The 19,751-nt window shown below is 69.6% G+C and carries 2 protein-coding genes and 1 pseudogene; all 3 read right to left on the bottom strand.

The window, feature by feature from the left end:
* Window positions 1-249 precede the first annotated feature (249 nt).
* Window positions 250-1,197 (bottom strand): annotated as a pseudogene (locus B9D87_RS27905) (condensation domain-containing protein); the annotation flags it as partial.
* Window positions 1,198-1,811: 614 nt separating this feature from the next.
* The gene (locus tag B9D87_RS03635; protein ID WP_007774171.1) at window positions 1,812-9,461 is read right to left on the bottom strand and encodes a non-ribosomal peptide synthetase; all 7,650 of its coding nucleotides are present in this window, start codon (window positions 9,459-9,461) and stop codon (window positions 1,812-1,814) included.
* Window positions 9,458-19,717 (bottom strand): non-ribosomal peptide synthetase, encoded by a 10,260-nt coding sequence (locus B9D87_RS03630; RefSeq protein ID WP_040631546.1) that lies wholly within the window; start codon window positions 19,715-19,717, stop codon window positions 9,458-9,460. Before B9D87_RS03630 ends, B9D87_RS03635 begins: the two co-directional genes overlap by 4 nt.
* Window positions 19,718-19,751 lie beyond the last annotated feature (34 nt).

Here is a 19,751-nt window from a genome sequence, read left to right as displayed (position 1 = left end):
GGACCAGGGCTGCCAGCTGCCCGCCGTGCTGAGGAAGAGTTCGTCACCGTCGCTGGAGAAGATGAGGCCGAAGCCGTCGGCCTGACCGGAGTTCGTGTACGACGCCGAGGCCATGACGCCACCGAAGGGCAGGGTGAACGCGGACGGGATGAAGTTGACGCTGACCCGTTCGGGTGGCTTCGTCAGGCCGCGGACCTTGCGCTCCAGGGCGTGCACCGGGAATCGCTGGTGTTGCACCGCCTCGTCGATGCGCTTCTCGACGTGCTTGCAGAACTCGGCGACCGTTGCCCGTGGCCCGGCGGTGAACACCAGCGGCACGACGCCGGCCACCATGCCGGGCAGCGTCTTCAACTCCGGGCGCACGCGCCGGCTGACCGGGAAATCGAGCACCACTTCCGAGCCGTTCGCGCACCACCCGCGGACCAACAGCGCGCACGCCGCCGTGATGACCGAGGTCTGCGACACGCCCCAAACGTCGGAGAACCGCTGCACCCGGCGCACCACCGCGGGGTCCAGCGCGACCGGAGCGGACGGCCACGGGTCACGCTCCCCCGCGCCGTCGGGCATGCGGTGCTGCGCTTCGCTGTCCGTGGGCAGGTTGGCGCTCCAGTAGGCCTCGTCCTCGCGGTATTCGTCGGAGGCTTCGTAGTGCGATTCGCAGTCGATCAGCTCCCGCAGCGAGCCGAAGACCCCCGTCGGGATGGGGCCGGCGGACACGATCGCGGAGTAGATGGAGGCGATGCGATGGCCGACCAGCCCCACGCCGGTGCCGTCGATCACGATGTGATGGCAGCACGCGAAGAAGAAGAATTCGTCTCGCCGGGTCTGGAAGAGGACGAACTTGAACAGCGGCCCGGTGAGCGGCATGGGCGTGCGCTGAATGGCCAGCGCTCGGCGACGGGCTTCCTGCTCGGGATCGGGCGAATCGCTCAGGTTGAGGAACGTCAACTCGACGTTTGGGTCCTCGATCGGCCGCTGGACGACCTCGCCGTCGACCTCGAAGAAGGCGACCCTGGTCGGTTCCGCCTCGTGCACGGCTTGCCGGATCGCCCACTGCAGGGCGTCGCGCTGGACCATGCCGTTGATCCGCACGAACAGGCCGAGCTGCCACTCGGTGTCGGAGTGGCCCGTTTCCTGCGCAAGCCATATGTCCAGTTGTCCGCGCGTCAGCGGAAGTGCCTGGCTCTCAAGCTCCATCCAACTCCCCAACAACAGGGTGTTCCTTTCAACCCCCCCGGTTGAGTGAAGCCGCTCGCGCGGACGCTCAGGCCATGGCCCGTTGCGCTTCCGCTCGAGATAGCTCCGGCGCTCGGCGCGGTCCGCTTCGCGGCGCTCGACCCCACATCGGGCCCGGCGTCGGCAAAGACCGACCACAACCTCGCTGCTGCTCGTCGTTGGCCGAGGCGACCGAGCCGGCGGGCGCCGCCATCGAACGGTCGACGCCCACCCACTCCGCAGACCCCGTAGTCAACACGAGTGCAACAGTTGGGACGCTAGTAGACGACCACCCCGTAGGTCCAGGGTTATTCAAACTTAATGTCCTGTGAATTGGCCAAGAAGGTAGATCTTGACTCAGTAATAGCCATATTGAACGTACTTTCAGTACTGGTCGATGGTATGGCGGCAACATACGGTATGGATTGGTGGCGCGGCATTTCGCCATTCGAAAGCCCGCATCGCGGCGCCGACCGTTATCCCGCGGTTATAGGCGGGCCGTGGCTAGCCCCGAAGGGCCGATCTCACCAATCCCGGATAAACGAATGCGGCGTGGTCCGGGTGGACCACGCCGCATTCGTTTTCGTCGTAAGGGATTACAGCAAACCGAGCAGTTGCAGGTCGGTGACGTACTTGACGATCACCGACGCGCTGACATGCGGGATGTCGTTGTCGGAACCCACCTTGGCTTCCTGCACCGCCGCGCGGAAGCGATCCGTCGGGGCGAAGGCCCCCCGGGCCGGCTCGGCGGGCTGCAGGTTCTTCGGTTCCCGCAGCAGCAACGTCAACATCTGCAGGACCGAGTTCTGCCGCTGCCGTTCCGGCAGGCCGCGCAGGCCGGTCTCGAAGCGCTGCAGCCACTCACCGAAGTCGCCGACGCGCTCGATCGGGTAGCCGGCTTCGATCAGCCAGTCGACGTATTCGTCGAGCCCGATGCCGTCGTCGTGCGGGTTCATCACGTGGTACGTCTCGAACCCGTCCATCACCTGGGCGCCCAGCTTGGCGATGGCCTCGGCGACGAACTCGACGGGCAGGCCGTCGAAGTGCGCGCTCTGCCGGTTGCCGTCGGCGTCCAGCTGGTAGAAGGACTTGGGCGCGGTGCCGGTGGCCACGACGCTCAGGATCATCCGGGTGAAGATGTCCGCCACGTTGAGCTGACCGGCGTAGGTGGTGTCGGCCAGAATCATGTCGGAGCGGAACACCGAGACCGGCAAGCCGCACAAGTCGTTGGCCTCGCGCAGCAGGACCTCGCCCGCCCACTTGCTGTTGCCGTACCCGTTGGCGTAGCCGCCGTCGATGACGCGCCGGGCGCTGATCACCCGGATGTCGCCGTCCTCGGTGAACTGAGCCGGGTCGATCTGGCGGCCCACGTCCGACGTCGACACGTACGCGTACGGCTTCTTCTTCGTAGTGATCGCCAGCCGGATCAGCTCCGCGGTGCCGCCGACGTTCGGGGTGAACAGCTCGTTGTAGGGCAGGACACCGTTGACGACGGCCGCGGAGTCGACGATCAGGTCGACGGTGTCGGCCAGCCGCTGCCACGTCTCGTCGTCCAGCCCGAGGTTGGCCTGGCCCTTGTCACCGGCGACGACCTGCAGGTGCTCTTCGGCCAGCTCCTGGAAGTGCCGCAGCAAATCCGGGTCACCGCTGTCGAAGGTCTTCTCCAGGCGGCGCCACGCGTCCTCGTCGGAGCGGGCCCGCACCAGGCAGATCAGCTTGCCGTCGACCTGTTCCAGCTGCTCGAGCCATTCCAGTGCCAGGTAGCGACCCAGGAACCCGGTCGCACCGGTCAGCAGGACCGTGCGGACCTCCGCGCTCGGGCCGGGCAGCGCCGGCGCGTTGGACAACGTCGTCGCGTCGATGAACTTGTCCAGCGTGAGGTCGCGGGCAAACACCTCCTTGGCGTCGGCGCCGTGCACCGCCGCGAAGCCGGGTCCCGCGGCGCCCTCGGTGTCCGCACCGCTGGTGATCCGGTGCGCCAGTGCGCGCACCGACTGCGAGTCGAACAGGGTGCGCACCGACAGGGCGCCATCGACGGCGGTGTTGATCTCGGCGATCACCCGCATCGCGGACAACGAGTCGCCGCCCAGCTCGAAGAAGGAGTCCTCGACCGACACCCGCTCCATGCCGAGGACGCGGCCGAAGATGTCGGCCACGATCTCTTCGGTCGGGTCGGCCGGCGCGACGTACTCGCCGCCGCGCTTCTGGTACTCCGGTGCGGGCAGGGCGCGCTTGTCCAGCTTGCCGTTGACCGTCAGCGGCAGCGCGTCCAACGCCACCACCGCGGCCGGCACCATGTAGGCCGGCAGCCGGTCCGCGAGCTGGATCCGGATCCCGACCGGGTCGGCCGTTCCGGTGATGTAGCCCACCAGCCGCTTGTCACCGGGACGGTCCTCGCGGGCGATCACCGCCGCCTGCTCGACGCCCTCCAGCGAGGCGAGGGCCGCCTGGACCTCACCGAGCTCGATGCGGTAGCCGCGCAGCTTGACCTGCTCGTCGGCCCGTCCCAGGTACTCGAGCTGACCGTCGCGGCCCCACCGGACCAGGTCGCCCGTGCGGTACATCCGCGCACCCGGGCCGCCGAACGGGCAGGCGACGAAGCGTCCCGCCGTCAAGCCGGGCCGGCGCGAATAACCAGTGGCCACACCGTGTCCCGCGATGTACAGCTCGCCGACGACGCCCTCGGGTGTCGGTCGCAGCCAGCGGTCCAGCACGAACAGCGCGGCGCGCGGCACCGGCGAACCGATCGGCGCCGACCCTGTTCCGCTCGCCAGCGGAGCGCTCATCGCCGCGTACACGGTGGCCTCGGTCGGGCCGTAGGCGTTGATCATCACCCGTCCCGGCGCCCACCGATCGACAACCTCGACCGGGCAGGCCTCACCGGCCACCACCAACGCCGTCGACTCCAGGCCCTCCGGCGAGAGCATGCCCACCGCCGACGGGGTCTGGCTCAACACGGTGACGCCTTCGGAGACCAGCAGCGCGTGCAACTCGTCGGGCGAAGCCGCGACCGACTCGGGCACCACCACCAGGCGGCCGCCGTGCAGCAGCGCGCCCCAGATCTCGTGGACCGACACGTCGAACACCAGCGAGTGCCATTGCGCCCACACCCCCGCCTCCGGCAGGTCGGCGTGCAGCGTCTCCAGCAGCTGCGCGACGTTCTCGTGGGTGACGGCCACACCCTTGGGGACACCGGTGGTTCCCGAGGTGTAGATCACGTAGGCGATGTTGTCCGACGACGGGATCGGCAACGCCGTGCTGGGCTGGGCGGCCAGCTCCGGGTCGTCGACGTCGATGACCGTCGGGTTGCAGCCGTCCAGCCGATCCCGCAGCCCCGCGGTGGTGACCACGGCGACAGGCTCGGCGTCGGCCAGCAGGAACTCGATCCGCGCGGCCGGCAGGGCCGGGTCGATCGGCAAATAGGCCGCCCCGGTCTTGAGCACCGCAAGGATCGAGACGATCGCGTCGGCGGAGCGCGAGAACAGCAGCGCGACCCGCTCGCCCGGGCCGGCGCCCTCTTCGGTCAGCAGGTGCGCCATCCGGTTGGCGGCCTCGTCGAGCTCCCGATACGTCATCGAGCGGCCGTCGAAGGTCAGCGCCGCCGCGTCCGGGGTGCTGGCCACCTGCGCGGCGAACATGGCCGGGATGGACTTGCCGGTCGCCGGCTGGCTCAACACCGCGCGGTTGCCCCGCTCGTCCAGCCACGCGTGCTCGTGCTCGTCGACGACGTCCAGCGACATCAGCTTTCGGGTCGGGTCGACCGTCATCTCCGACAGCACCCGCTGGAACCGCTCGGTCAGCTTCTCGATGCCGGCCGCGTCGAACACGTCGGTGTCGAATTCGACGCGCAGGCCCAGCTCGCGGCCCGGGAGCGCCATCACCGACAGCGGGTAGTGGTTGTACTCGCGGTTGGTGACATCGGTGATGGCCAACTCGTGGAAGCCCAACGGCACGCTGGTGTCGATCGGGTAGTTCTCGTACAGGAACAAGGTGTCGAACAGCGCGTCGTGGCCGGTGACGTGGTGGATGTCGCTCAGCGCCAGGTGCTCGTGCTCGAGGGTGTCGTTGTGGTGCTGCTGCAGCTGCTCCAGCACGTCGGCGACGGTGGTCTCCGAGGTGATGCTGGCCCGCACCGGCACGGTGTTGATCAGCAGACCCACCATGGACTCGGCGCCGATCAGGTCGGCCGGCCGCCCCGACACCGCGGTGCCGAACGCGACGTCGTGCTGGCCGGTGAGGCGCATCAGCAGCTGCGCCCACGCGGCCTGCAGCACGGTGTTGACGGTGGTGTGGCACGAGCGGGCCAGCTCGCCCAGGGCGAGCGTGGTCTCCGCGGACAGCCGGTAGGACTCCACGGCTCGCCGGCCGAGCTTCATCCGGCCCGCCGGACCCACCAGGGTGGGCGTGTCGAAGCCCTCGAGGACCTGGCGCCAGGCCGCCTGCGCGGCGGTGCGGTCCTGTCCGGCCAGCCACGTCAGGTAGCTGCGGTAGGTCGCCGGCGCGGGCAACTGGTCGCCGTAGTAGTTGGCGAGGATCTCGCGCAGCAGGATCGGCAGCGACCAGCCGTCCATCACGATGTGGTGGTTGGTCAGCACGAACCGGTACCGGTTGTCCGCGGTGCGGATCAGCGCGGCCCGGAATGCCGGACGGTTCGCCAGGTCGCTCACCGCGGCGCGCTCGGCGGCGCACAGCTCCTCGACCCGCTGCTCGGGGTCGAGGTCCTCGGCGCCCAGCTGGATGTACCGCCACGCCATGACCGGGTCGGCCGGGATGACCTGGACGGGCTCACCGAACTGCGGGCAGAACCGGGCCGCCAGGTTGGGGTGCCGGCTGACCACGGTGTGCACGGCGTCGTGCAGCCGGTGCGAGTCCAGCTCGCCGGTCACGGTGATGCCGAGCTGCACCGCGTAGACGTCGTCGCCCGGGTCCTGCGCGAAGCTGGCGTGGAACAGCAGCCCCTGCTGCAACGGGGTCAGCGGCAGGATGTCGGCGATCTGGTGCTGCTTGCTCAGCTCGTCGATCTGCGGCTGGTTCAGGCGTGCGGGCGCGATGTCCGACGGGGTGAGCCCGCCGCCGCCGGCCTGCACGTGGGCGCAGATGCCGGTCAGCGCCTCGAACCACAGCTGGCTCAGCCGGTTGATCTGCTCCCGGTCCATCGCGGAGGCCGCCCACGTCCAGTTGGCGTGCAGGTGCGGGCCTTCCTCGGTGTCCATGGTGCCGGCGTTGAGGTCGACGGTGTGCATCAGCGGCATCGCCACCGCCGCGGCCGCGCCGCTCAGCGACAGGCTGTCGGGGCTCAGCCGCCACAGCTCGCCCGGCAGGTCGGCGGCCGCGCCCAGCCGTCCCAGGTAGTTGAACCCGATCACGGGGTCGGATCCGCCCAGGTCGACGTCGGGGTTCAGGTAGCGCAGCAGGCCGTAGGTCAGTCCGTCCGGCAGGGCGCGCAGCTGCTCCTTGGTGGCCTTGATCGCCGCGCCCAACGCGTCGTCACCGGCCACCACGTTCGCCCAGTCCAGGCCGTCGACCTTCAAGGCGACCGGGTACTTGGTGGTGAACCAGCCCACGGTGCGGGACAGGTCGACGTGCGGGCCGAGCTCTTCCTGACGGCCGTGGCCCTCGACGTCGATGCCGATCGGCGTGCCGCTGCCCAGGAACTCCGTCCACGCCATCCCGAACGCGATCAGCAGGATGTCCTGCACCCCGGCGTGGAACGCCGCGGGGACCTCACCCAGCAGCAGCCGCGTCGTCTCGACATCCAGGGACACCGACAACTGCTCGGCGGTCTGGTAGGTGTCCTCCTCGGGGCGCACCGCCGGCAGCACGGCCGGGGTCGCGACCACCTCGCGCCAGGCGTCGGCCTGCTCGACCACCGCCGGGCTCTGCGCGTGCTCGGCCAGCAGCGAGGACCAGCGGGCGAACGAGGTGCCACCCGTCGGCAGCGCCACCGGCTGGCCGCTGTGGTGCTGCGCCCACGCGATGTTGAGGTCCTCGATCAAGGTCCGCCACGACACGCCGTCGACGGCCACGTGGTGGATGATCAACGCCAATTGGCTTGTCTCCGTTGCCCAGACGGCGCTCACCATCACTCCGGCGCCCGGGTTCAGCCGGGACCGGGCGGCCACCAGGGTCTCGTCGGACAGCTGCTCGACCGACTGCAGGCAGTCGGCGGCCTGCACGGTGCCCGGCTCGGGCGCATGCAGCGACCAGCCGCCGTCGCCGTCGTCCTCCACGCGCAGCCGCAGCATGGGGTGACGGTCCAGCAAGGCCTGCAGCACCAGCGCGACGTCCTCGGAGGTGACGCCCGCGGGGGCGGCCAGCACCATGGTCTGGTTGAAGTCGTCGATCGGGCCCTGCACGGTTTGCAGCCAATGCATGATCGGGGTGGCCAGCACCGGCCCGATGCCCTCGTCGACCACGTCGTCCTCGTCGGCGCCGTCGGTGGCCACCCGGGCCAGCCGTGCGACCGTCTGCTCGACGAACACGTCGCGCGGGCGGCACATCACGCCGGCCGCGCGGGCCCGGGCCACCACCTGCATCGACAGGATGCTGTCTCCACCGAGGTCGAAGAACGAGTCGTCCACGCCGACCCGCTCGACGCCGAGCACCTGGGCGTAGATGCCGGCCAGGATCTCCTCGGTGTGGTTGCCGGGCGCGCGGTATTGGCCGCCGCGCTTGTGGTACTCCGGCGCGGGCAGCGCGCGCTTGTCCAGCTTGCCGTTGACCGTCAGCGGCAGGGTCTCCAGCACGACGACCGCGGCCGGGACCATGTAGGCCGGCAGCCGCTTGCCCAGCTGGGTGCGCAGCTCGGTCGGATCGGCGGTCCCGGTGATGTACCCGACCAGGCGCTTGTCGCCGGGGCGGTCCTCGCGGGCGATCACCGCGGCCTGGTCGACGCCCTCCAGCGAGGCGAGCGCCGACTGGATCTCGCCGAGTTCGATGCGGTAGCCGCGGATCTTGACCTGCTCGTCGGCGCGGCCCAGGTACTGCAGCTGGCCGTCGGCGCCCCAGCGGACCAGGTCACCGGTGCGGTACATCCGCGCGCCCGGCCCGCCGAACGGGCAGGCCACGAAGCGCGACGCCGTCAGGCCGGCCCGGCGGGCGTACCCGGTGGCGACGCCGCGGCCGGCCACATACAACTCACCGACCACGCCTTCCGGCGCGGGCCGCAACCACTTGTCCAGAACGAACAACGCCGCGCCTGGGACCGGCGATCCGATCGGCGGAGCGCCCGAATCGCCCGCCAGCGCCGTGCTCATCGCGGCGTAGACGGTGGCCTCGGTCGGGCCGTAGGCGTTGATCATCACGCGTCCGGGCGCCCACCGGTCGACCACCTCGGCCGGGCAGGCCTCACCCGCGACCACCAGCGCGGTGTCGTCCAGGCCCTCCGGCGAGAGCATGCCCACCGCGGACGGGGTCTGGCTCAGGACGTTGACCTTCTCGGCCACCAGCAGCGCGTGCAGTTCGTCGGGCGACCCCGCGACGGACTCGGGGACCACCACCAGGCGACCGCCGTGGAGCAGTGCGCCCCAGATCTCCCAGACGGAGACGTCGAACACCAGCGAGTGCCACTGCGACCAGACCTTCCCCGGCCCGGTCGGCAGATCGGCGTGCAGCGTCCGCACGAACTCGGTGACGTTGCGGTGCGTGACCGCGACGCCCTTGGGTGTCCCCGTGGTGCCCGAGGTGTAGATCATGTAGGCGATGTCTTCGGGCGCCGGCCCCTCCAGCGCGCTGCTGGGCTGGCCGTCGGCCGCGGCTTCGTCGACGTCGATGACGGGCAGGTCGAACCCGTCCAGCCGGGTGCGCAGGCTGGCCGTGGTCACCACCGCGATCGGCGTTGCGTCGCCGAGCATGAATTCCATCCGCGCCGAGGGCAGCGCCGGGTCGATCGGCAGGTAGGCCGCGCCGGTCTTCAGCACCGCGAGAATCGAGATGATCGCCTCGGCCGAGCGGGAGAACAGCAGCGCGACGCATTCGCCCGGGCGCGCGCCCTGCTCGGCCAGCAGGTGGGCCAGCCGGTTCGCGGCCTCGTCGAGCTCCTGGTAGGTCAGGGAGCGGTCGCCAAAGGTCAGTGCCACCGACTGCGGAGCACGGGCCACCTGGGTGGCGAACATCTCGGGGATCGACAAGGGAGCCTTGACCGGCTTGGTCAATACCGCCCGGTTGCCCCACTCGTCGAGTCGATCGTGTTCGCCGCCATCCAGCAGATCGATCGACAACAAGCGCCGTCCCGCACCGACGGTCATGACTGCTCCTCCAAGTCCACGGTCATGGCTTCCAGCACCCGCTTGAACCGCTCTACGAGCTTGTCGATCCTCGCCTCGCCAAATACGTCTGTATCGAACTCGACGCGAAGGCCTATTTCATGGCCTGGCACGGCTTGCACCGAAAGCGGGTAGTGGTTGTATTCCCGATTCGTGAATCCAGTAATAGTTAACTCGTCCACGGCCGATAGCGCGGCAGTATCGATGGGATAGTTCTCGTACACGAACATTGTGTCGAAAATTTGGTCATGTCCCGTTACACGATGGATGTCATTCAGTGCTAAATGCTGGTGGTCCAGAGTGTCGGTGTAGGCGCGTTGTAGCTGGTCAAGCAGGTCGGCGATGGTGGTTTCGGCGCCGATAGTCGCCCGCACCGGCACGGTATTGATCAAAAGGCCCACCATGGCGTCGGATCCGGGCAATTCGGTGGGACGGCCCGAAACTGCTGTGCCAAACACCACATCGTGCTGTCCGGTCAGCCACATCAGCAGCTGCGCCCAGGCTCCCTGCAGCACCGTGCTGACGGTGGTGCGGCACGAGCGGGCCAATTCGCCGAGCAGACGACTCGTCTCCGCGGACACATGGAACTCGGCGACGCCGCGCGGACCCAGCGCCATGCGTCCCGACGGAGCCACCAGCGTGGGGGTGTCGAAACCGGCCAGCACGTCGCGCCACGCCGCCTGAGCCGCGGCACGATCCTGCTCGGACAGCCAGGTGATGAAGCTGCGGTACGGCACCGGTGCGGGCAGCCGCACCCCGAAGTAACTGGCGAAGATCTCCTGCAGCAGGACCGGCTTGGACCAGCCGTCGAGCACGATGTGGTGGTTGGTGAGCACGAACCGGTACGTGTTCTCCGCCGTGCGGATCAGGGCGGCCCGGAAGGGCGGCTGCCCGGCCAGATCGCAGACGGCGACGCGCTCGGCGGTGGACAACCGCTCGACCTGCTCGGCGTGAGCGTCCGGGCCGTCGTCGGTGTCCAGTTCGACGTACTGCCAGGCGAGCGCCGGATCGGTCGTCATGACCTGCACCGGCTCCCCGAAGTCCTCGGAGAAGCTGGCCACCACGTTGGGGTGGCGCCGGATGACGGTCTGCACCGCCTCGCGCAGCCGCTCCGGGTCCAAAGCGCCGGTCACGGAGATGTCGAGCTGCACCGCATAGAGGTCGTCGGAGTCCTGGCCGCCCTGGGCGGTGCCGGTGTGGAACAGCAGTCCCTGCTGCAGCGGGGTCAGCGGCAGCACGTCGGCGATCTGGTACTGCTGCTGCAGTTCGTCGAGGTCGCGCTGGCTCAGGCGGGCGGGCGCGATGTCGGACGGGGTCAGGCCGCCGCCGCCGTTGCGCACGTGCGCGCAGATGCCGGCCAGGGCGTCGAACCACAGTTCGCTGAGCCGGCCGATCTGCTTGTCGTCCAGCGCCGAGAGCGCCCACGTCCAGTTGGCCTGCAGGTGCGGGCCGTCCGCGGTGTCCATGGTGCCGGCGTTGAGCTCCACCGTGTGCGGCAACGGCAGGGCCACCGCGCCGGCCGCACCGGCCAGCGCGAAGCTGTCCGGGGCCAGCTGCCACAGGTCGGCCGACAGTTCGGCGGCCCCGCCGCCGAGCCGGCCCAGGTAGTTGAATCCGATGACCGGGTCCGGATCATCCAGTGCCGCTTCGGGATTCAGGTAACGCAGCAGCCCGTAGGTCAAGCCGTCGGGCAACGCGCGCAGCTGCTCCTTGGCGTCCTTGATCAGCCCGCCGAGGGCCGGGTCGCCGCCGATCACCTGGCCCCAGGACAGTCCACCCATCCGCAACGACATCGGGTACTTCGCGGTGAACCAGCCGACCGTGCGCGACAGGTCCACCTGCGGGCCCAGCTCTTCGTTGCGTCCGTGGCCCTCCACGTCGATGGCGATCGGCGCGCCGGTGCCCATGAACTGGGTCCAGGCCAGGCCGAACGCGATCAGCAGGATGTCTTGCACCCCGGCGTGGAACGCCGCGGGCACCTCACCCAGCAGCAGCCGGGTCGTCTCGACGTCCAGGGACGCCGAGAACTGCCCGGCCGTCACGTACGTGTCCTCGGGCTGCGCCTTCGGCAGCACCGCCGGGACGGCGGCCACCTGCCGCCACTCCTCCAGCCGCTCGACCACCTCGGGCCGGCGCGCGTAGTCGTCCAGCAGCGACGACCACCGCGCGAACGAGGTGCCGCCCACCGGCAGCGCCACCGGCTGGCCGCTGTGGTGCTGCGCCCAGGCGATGTTGAGGTCCTCGATCAGGGTCCGCCAGGACACGCCGTCGACGGCCAGGTGGTGAATGATGAGCGCCAATTGGTTTGTCGCGCTTGCCCATACGGCACGCACCAGCACACCGTCGGCCAGGTTCAGCCGCGACCGGGCGTCCACCAGCGCCGCTTCGGACAACTCGTCGACCGACTCCACGCAGTCGCCGGCCTGCACCGAACCCGCCTCGGGCACGTCGAGCGACCAGCCGCCGGCGCCGTCGTCCTCGACGCGCATCCGCAACATCGCGTGCCGATCCAGCAGCGCCTGCACCACCACCGGCACGTCGTCGAAGGTCACCTCGGCCGGCGCCGCCAGCACCATGGTCTGGTTGAACTGCTCGACCGGGCCGTCCATGTTCTGCAGCCAGCGCATGATCGGGGTGGCCACCACGGCGCCCAGCCCCTCGTCGACCACGTCGTCCTCGCCGCTGGCCACGGTGGCGACTCGCGCCAGCTTGGCCACTGTCTGCTCGACGAAGACGTCGCGCGGGCGGCACACCACTCCGGCCGCCCGGGCGCGCGCCACCACCTGCATCGACAGGATGCTGTCGCCGCCGAGGTCGAAGAAGGAGTCGTCGACACCGACCCGCTCCACACCGAGCACCTGGGCGTAGATGCCGGCCAGGATCTCCTCGATGGCGCTCACCGGGGCCCGGTAACGATCGGCGTCGGAGTATTCCGGCGCCGGCAGCGCGCGGGTGTCCAGCTTGCCGTTGACCGTCAGCGGCAGGGCCTCGAGCACGACGACGGCCGTGGGCACCATGTAGCTCGGCAACCGCTCGCCGAGCTGGGCGCGCACCTCGGCCGGGTCGGCCGTCCCGGTCACGTAGCCGACCAGGCGCTTGTCGCCGGGCCGGTCCTCGCGGGCGATCACCGCCGCGTGCTCGACCCCGTCCAGCGAGGCGAGGGCGGCCTGGATCTCCCCGAGTTCGATGCGGTAGCCGCGGATCTTGACCTGTTCGTCGGAGCGGCCCATGTACTGCAGCTGCCCGTCGGCGCCCCAGCGCACCAGGTCGCCGGTGCGATACATGCGTCCTCCCGGGGCCCCGTACGGGCAGGCCACGAACCGCGTGGCCGACAGGTCTGGGCGCCCGACATAGCCAGTGGCCAGCCCGCCGCCGGCGACGTACAGCTCACCGACCACACCGACCGGCACCTGGCGCAGCCAGCCGTCGAGCACGAAGAAGGCGAGGTTGGCCAGCGGCACCCCGATGGGGCTGACGTTGTTGTCGGTGTCCGCGTCGACGATCTCGCGGAACGACGCGTGCACCGTGGTTTCGGTGATGCCATACATATTGACCATCCGGGGCAGCCCCGGGTGACGGTGCAACCACGTCGACAACCGGTGCGGCTCCAGCGCCTCACCACCGAAGACCACCGTCTGCAACTTCAGCTGCTCACCCAACTCCGGCGCCAACGCATCGGCGCTCTGCAACGCATAGAACGCCGACGGGGTCTGGCTCAGCACGCTGACCTGCTCGCGCACCAGCAACGCGTGCAGGTCCTCAGCCGAACGCACCACCGCGTCGGGCACGACGACCAGGCGTCCGCCGTAGAGCAGTGACCCGAAGACTTCCCATACCGAGAAGTCAAACGCCAGCGAGTGACATTGCGTCCACACCTGGCCCAACCCGAGCTGAGCATCCAGTGTCTCCAGCAACAACGTCACGTTGTGGTGCGGGATGGCCACGCCCTTCGGGGTTCCGGTGGTCCCCGAGGTGTAGATGATGTACGCGATGTTCTCCGGCGCCGGCACCGGCAGGGCCGTCGCCGGTTGGGTCTGCACGGCGGGGTCGTCGATGTCGACGATCAGGCCGTCGAACCCGTCCAGCCGGGCGCGCACCTCGGCGGTGGTCACCGCCGCGACGGGTGCGGAGTCGCCGAGCACGAACTGCAACCGGGCCTCGGGCACGCTCGGGTCGATCGGCACGTAGGCCGCCCCGGTCTTGAGCACGGCGAAGATCGCCATTACCGCTTCGGCCGACCGCGGGATCACCACGGCCACCCGCTGACCCGGTCCGGCGCCCTGGTCGGAAAGCAAGTGCGCCAACCGGTTTGCCGACTCCTCGACCTCGCGGTAGGTCCACGACCGCTCGCCGCAGGTGATCGCCACCGCGTCGGCGGCGCGGGCCACCTGCGCGGCGAACAGCTCCGGAATCGACGCCTTCCCGCGCGGACGGCGGGCCAGCATCGCCCGGTTGCCCCAGGCGTCGAGCCGCTCGTGCTCGGCGGCGTCGAGCAGGTCGATCGACGAAAGCCGTTGTGCGGGATCGGCGGTCATGGCCGCCATCACCTGACGCAACCGCTCGATCAGCGTTTCGACTTCGGACGCCTCGAACACCTCGGTGTCGTACTCGACGCGCAGGCTCAGTTCGTGGCCCGGGGTGGCCACCACGGAAAGCGGGTAGTGGTTGAATTCGCGGCTGTTGAATTCGGTGACGGCCAGCTCCTGGACGCCCAGCAGCGCACCGGCATCGATCGGGTAGTTCTCGTACAAGAAGAGCGTGTCGAACAGCTGGTCGTGGCCGGTGACGCGGTGAATCTCGTTGAGCGCCAAGTGTTCATGCTCGAGCGTCTCGGCGTGGACGCGTTGCAGCTGCTCGAGCAGGTCGGCGACGGTGGTGGCGGCGGCGATGTTGGCCCGCACCGGAACGGTGTTGATCAACAAACCGACCATGGCGTCCGCGCCGGGCAGTTCGGTGGGCCGGCCCGACACCGCGGTGCCGAAGGCCACGTCGTGCTGGCCGGTGAGCCAGGTCAGCAGTTGCGCCCAGGCACCCTGCAGCACGGTGCTGACGGTGGTGCGGCTGGAGCGTGCCAATTCGCTCAGGGCGCGGGTGGTGTCCGCCGAAACCGTATAGCTGGCAACGGCACGCCGGCCGATCTTGCCCGGCGGCGCCACCAGGGTGGGCGCTTCGAATCCCTCCAGCGCCTCGGCCCAGGCGGCTTGGGCGCCGGCGCGATCCTGCGCGGCCAGCCACATCAGGTAGCTGCGATACGACGGCGGCGCGGGCAGCCGCTCGCCGTAGTAGCCGGCGAAGACCTCGCGCATCAGCACGGGCAGCGACCAGCCGTCGATGACGATGTGGTGAATGGTGAGCAGGAACCGGTGCCGGTCGGGCGCGGTGCGGATCAGCGCGGCCCGGAAGGCCGGCTGGCCGGCCAGATCGCAGACGGCGGTGCGTTCGGCGGCGGACAGCGCCTCGACCTGTTGGTCGACCTCGCCGCCGCTCAGCTCGACGTAGTTCCACGCCATCACCGGCTCGGCCGGGATGATCTGCACCGGCTCGCCGAATTCGTCGATGAACCGGGCCGCCAGGTTGGGGTGGCGGTTGACGACGGCCTGCACCGCGTCGCGAAGCCGTTGCGGGTCAAGGGAACCGCTTACGGTGATGCCGAGCTGCACGGCGTAGAGGTCCTCGAGCTCCTGCGCGAAGCTGGTGTGGAAGAGCAGGCCCTGCTGGACGGGGCTGAGCGGCAGCACGTCGGCGATCTGGTGCTGCCGGCAGAGCTCGTCGATCTGCTGCTGGTCCAGCCGGGCGGGGGCGATGTCGGACGGGGTCAGCCCGCCGCCTCCGGCGCGCACGTGCGCGCAGATCCCGGTAAGAGCCTCAAACCACAACTGGCTCAACCGGTTTACCTGCTCGTCGGTCAGCGCCGACGGCGCCCACCGCCAGTTGGCGTGCAGGTTCGGACCGGCCTCGGTGTCCATGGTGCCCGCGTTGAGTTCCACGGTGTGCGCCAAGGGCATTGCCACCGCTGTGGCCACCGCGGCCGACGACAGGCTGTCCTCGCTGACCCGCCACAGGTCCTCGGAGAGGTCGGCTCCCGCGGCCAGCCGGCCCAGGTAGTTGAACCCGATCACCGGGTCGGGACCGTCGAGGTCGACGTCGGTGTTCAGGTAACGCAACAGCCCGTAGGTCAGACCGTCGGGCAGGGCGCGCAGTTGCTCCTTGGCGTCCTTGATCACCGCGCTCAGCGCGGCGTCACCGGCGGCCACCTTCGACCAGTTCAGCGTGCCGTTGATCTTCAGCGCCGCAGGGTATTTGGTGGTGAACCAGCCCACGGTGCGCGACAGGTCCACGTGCGAGGCCACCTCTTCCTGGCGGCCGTGTCCCTCGATGTCGATACCGATCGGGGCGGCTTCGCCGAGGAATTCGGTGAACGCCAGCCCGAACGCGATCAGCAGAATGTCTTGCACCCCAGCGTGAAACGCCGCGGGCACCTCCCCCAGCAGCAGCCGGGTGGTGTGGACGTCCAGTGACGCCGTCAACTGCCCGGCGGTCGCGTAGGTGTCCTCGGCCTGCACCGCCGGCAGCACCGCCGGGGTGGCGGCCACCTGCCGCCACGCGTCGGCCTGCGCGGTCACCGCCGGGCTCTGCGCGTAGTCGGCGAGCAGCGAAGACCAACGGGCAAAGGACGTTCCGGGCACCGGCAGGGCCACCGGCTGGGCGTTGTGCAGCTGGGCCCAGGCGATGTTGAGGTCTTCGATCAGGGTCCGCCACGAGACGCCGTCGACGGCCAGGTGGTGAATGACCAACGCCAATTGGCTTGTCGCGCTTGCCCATACAGCGCTCACCAGCGCGCCGTCGGCCACATTGAGCCGGCCGCGGGCTTCGATCAGCGCCGCGTCGGACAACGTGTCCACCACGCGCAGGCAGTCGCCGGCCTGCACCGAACCCGCCTCGGGCGCCTCCAGGGACCAGCCGCCGGCGCCGTCGTCCTGCACGCGCAGCCGCAGCATGGGATGGCGATCCAGCAGCGCCTGCAGCACCGCCGTCACGTCGTCCTCGCCCACGCCGGCGGGAGCCGCCAGCACCATGGTCTGGTTGAACTCGTCGATCGGGCCGTCAATGGTCTGCAGCCAGCGCATGATCGGAGTGGCCACCACGGGCCCGATCCCCTCGTCGGCCGCACCGAACTCACCGTCGGCCGCCACCTCGGACACCCGCGCCAGGCGAGCGACCGTCTGCTCCACGAAAATGTCTCGCGGACGGCAGATTACGCCGGCCGCGCGGGCCCGCGACACCACCTGCATCGACAGGATGCTGTCGCCGCCGAGGTCGAAGAAGGAGTCGTCGACGCCGACGCGCTCCACGCCGAGCACCTGGGCGTAGATGTCGGCCAGGATCTCCTCGATCGCGTCGGCCGGGGCCCGGTACTCACTCGCGGCGTATTCGGGCGAGGGCAGGGCGCGCTTGTCGAGCTTGCCGTTACCGGTCAGCGGCAGGGCGTCGAGCACCATCACCGCGGTCGGGACCATGTAGGGCGGAAGCTTGTCGGCCAGCTCGGCGCGCACCGCCGCCGGGTCGGCGGTCCCGGTGATGTAACCGACCAGACGCTTGTCGCCGGGACGGTCCTCGCGGGCGACCACGGCCGCCTGGTCCACTCCGTCGAGTCCGGCCAGCACGGCCTGGATTTCGCCGAGTTCGATGCGGTAGCCGCGGATCTTGACCTGCTCGTCGGCGCGGCCCAGGTATTGCAACTGCCCATCGGGGCCCCAGCACACCAGGTCACCGGTGCGGTACATGCGTGCCCCCGGGCCGCCAAACGGGTTGGCCACGAACCGCGATGCGGTCAGGCCGGCCCGGCGCACGTAGCCGTGCCCGACGCCGCGCCCGGCCAGGTACAACTCGCCGACCACGCCGGCGGGCACCGGCTGCAGCCACTTGTCGAGCACGAACATCGCCGCGCCGGCTATCGGGGAGCCGATCGGCACCACCGGCGATCCGGGCACCAGCGGCGTGCTGATCGACGCGCAGACCGTGGTCTCGGTCGGACCGTAGGCGTCGAGCATCACCCGCCCGGGCGCCGCCCACCGATCGACGACGTCGGTCGGGCAGGCCTCACCGGCCACCACCAGCGCGGTGGACTCCAGGCCGTCGGCCGGCAGCATCGCCACGGCCGACGGGGTCTGGGTCAGCACGCTGACCTTCTCCGCGACCAGCAGGTCGTGCAGGTCCGCCGGCGACGACGCCACCGATTCGGGCACCACCAGCAGGCGCCTACCGCGCAGCAGGGCGCCGAAGATCTCCCACACCGAGAAGTCGAAGGCCGAGGAGTGGCATTGCGTCCACACGTTTCCCTTGGGCAGTCCGGCGTCGAGCGACTCGATCAGCCAGGTGACGTTGAGATGAGGAATCGCAACGCCTTTGGGGGTTCCGGTGGTTCCGGAGGTGTAGATGATGTACGCGGTGTTCTCGGGCGCCGGCAGCGGCAAGGCGGTGTCGGGCTGGCTGTCGATGGCCGGGTCGTGCACGTCGACAACCAGGACGTCATGGTCGTCGAGCCGCGGGCGCAGCTCCGCCGTGGTGATCACCGCACTGGGCGCCGCGTCTTCGAGCACGAAATCCATCCGCGACGACGCGTGCGCCGGATCGATCGGCACGTACGCCGCCCCGGTCTTGAGCACCGCCATCATCGACACGATGGCGTCGGCGCACCTGGGGAACAGCACCGCCACGCAGTCCCCCGGGCCGACCCCGCGGTCGGCGAGCAGATGGCCCAACCGGTTGGAGGCCTCGTCGAGTTCCGCGAATGTCAGGGAGCGGTCGCCGAATGTCACCGCGACCGCCTCGGGCGTGCTCTGCACGTGCTCGGCGAACGCTTGAGGGATCGACACGGGGTCGGGGACCGGCTCGTGCAGCGCCGGCCGGTTGCTCCACTCGTCCAGCAGGGCGGGCTCGTCGGGCGTCAGGAGATCGATCGACGACAGCGGCCGCTCGGGGTCGGCGGTCATCTCTTCCAGGATCTGCTGCAAGCGCCCCGCCAGGTCGGCGACGCCGAAGCTGGCGAACGGCTGGCCCGGGCCCGCGGTGCTGAGGAACAGCTGGTCACCGGCGCCGAGGAAGAACAGTCCGAAGTGCCCGACCGGGCCGTGGTTCGTGTACGACGCGGTGGCCGGAGCGCCGGCGAGGTCCAGCGTCAGCCGGGACGGGATGAAGTTGATCCCGACCCGGTTCGGCGCCTGCCGCAGCCCGTCGCCCTCCAGGGTGTGCACCGGGAAGCGCTGGTGGTGCAGGAGTTCACGGATGCGGATGTCGACGTGCTTGCAGAAGTCGGCGACGGTCGATTGCGGCTCGGTCGCCAGGACCAGCGGCACCACTCCGGCGAGCATGGCGGGCAGCGTTTTGGACTCCGGCCGCACGCGCCGGCTGACCGGGAAGTCGAGCGCCACCTCCGAGCCGCTACCGGACCACCCGCGGACCAGCAGGGCGCACGCGGCGGTGGTGACCGAAAAGCGGCGGATGGCAAGCTTTTTCGACAGCTCCTTGATGCGGTTGGCAACCGCGGGGTCCAGCTGCACGGACGCGGACGGCGAGTAATGGTCGCGTTCGCCGGCCGCCTCGGGCAGGCGATCGACCGGCCCGCTCTCCGGCGGCAGGTGCTCGCTCCAATAGGCCCTGTCTTCGGCGTAGTCCTCGGAGGCTTCGTACCCCGACTCCAGGTCCACCAGGTCCCGCGTGGAACCGAAGTAGGCGTCGGGAATCGGTTTTCCGGCCACCATCGCCGAGTAAATGGTTGCAACCCGGCGGCAGACGAGGGCCATGCCCAGACCGTCGATGGCGATGTGGTGGCAGCAACCAAACAAATAGAATTCCTCGTGCCCTGTTTGAAAAAGCACGAATTTGAACAGCTGGCCGTTCAACGCCATCGGCGTGCGCTGGATTGACGACGACCTCTCGCGGGCCTCCTGCACGGGGTCGGCCGCGCTCCTCAGGTCGTCGAACGTCAACTCGACGAGCGGGTAGTCGACCGGCTTCTGCACGACCTGGCCGTCGACCTCGAAGAACGAGACCCTGCCCGGTTCCGCCTCGGCGACGGCCTGAGTGATCGCCTGTTCGAGCTCATCGCGGTGGACGATGCCGTCGATCTTGACCAGGAGACCGAGTTGCCACTGCGTGCCGGCGAACCCGGCCTCTTGGGACAACCAGATGTCAAGCTGCCCCCGCGTTAGCGGAAGTGCCCCATCTTCCCTCGCCATCGACTCCCCCAAGTCTCCACCCGCCCCATACCCC

Origin of the sequence: Mycobacterium colombiense CECT 3035 (assembly GCF_002105755.1) — a bacterium.
Lineage (GTDB): Bacteria > Actinomycetota > Actinomycetes > Mycobacteriales > Mycobacteriaceae > Mycobacterium > Mycobacterium colombiense.
The sequence above is the reverse complement of the archived record's forward strand: the minus strand, read 5'-3'. Positions and strand labels throughout refer to the sequence as shown.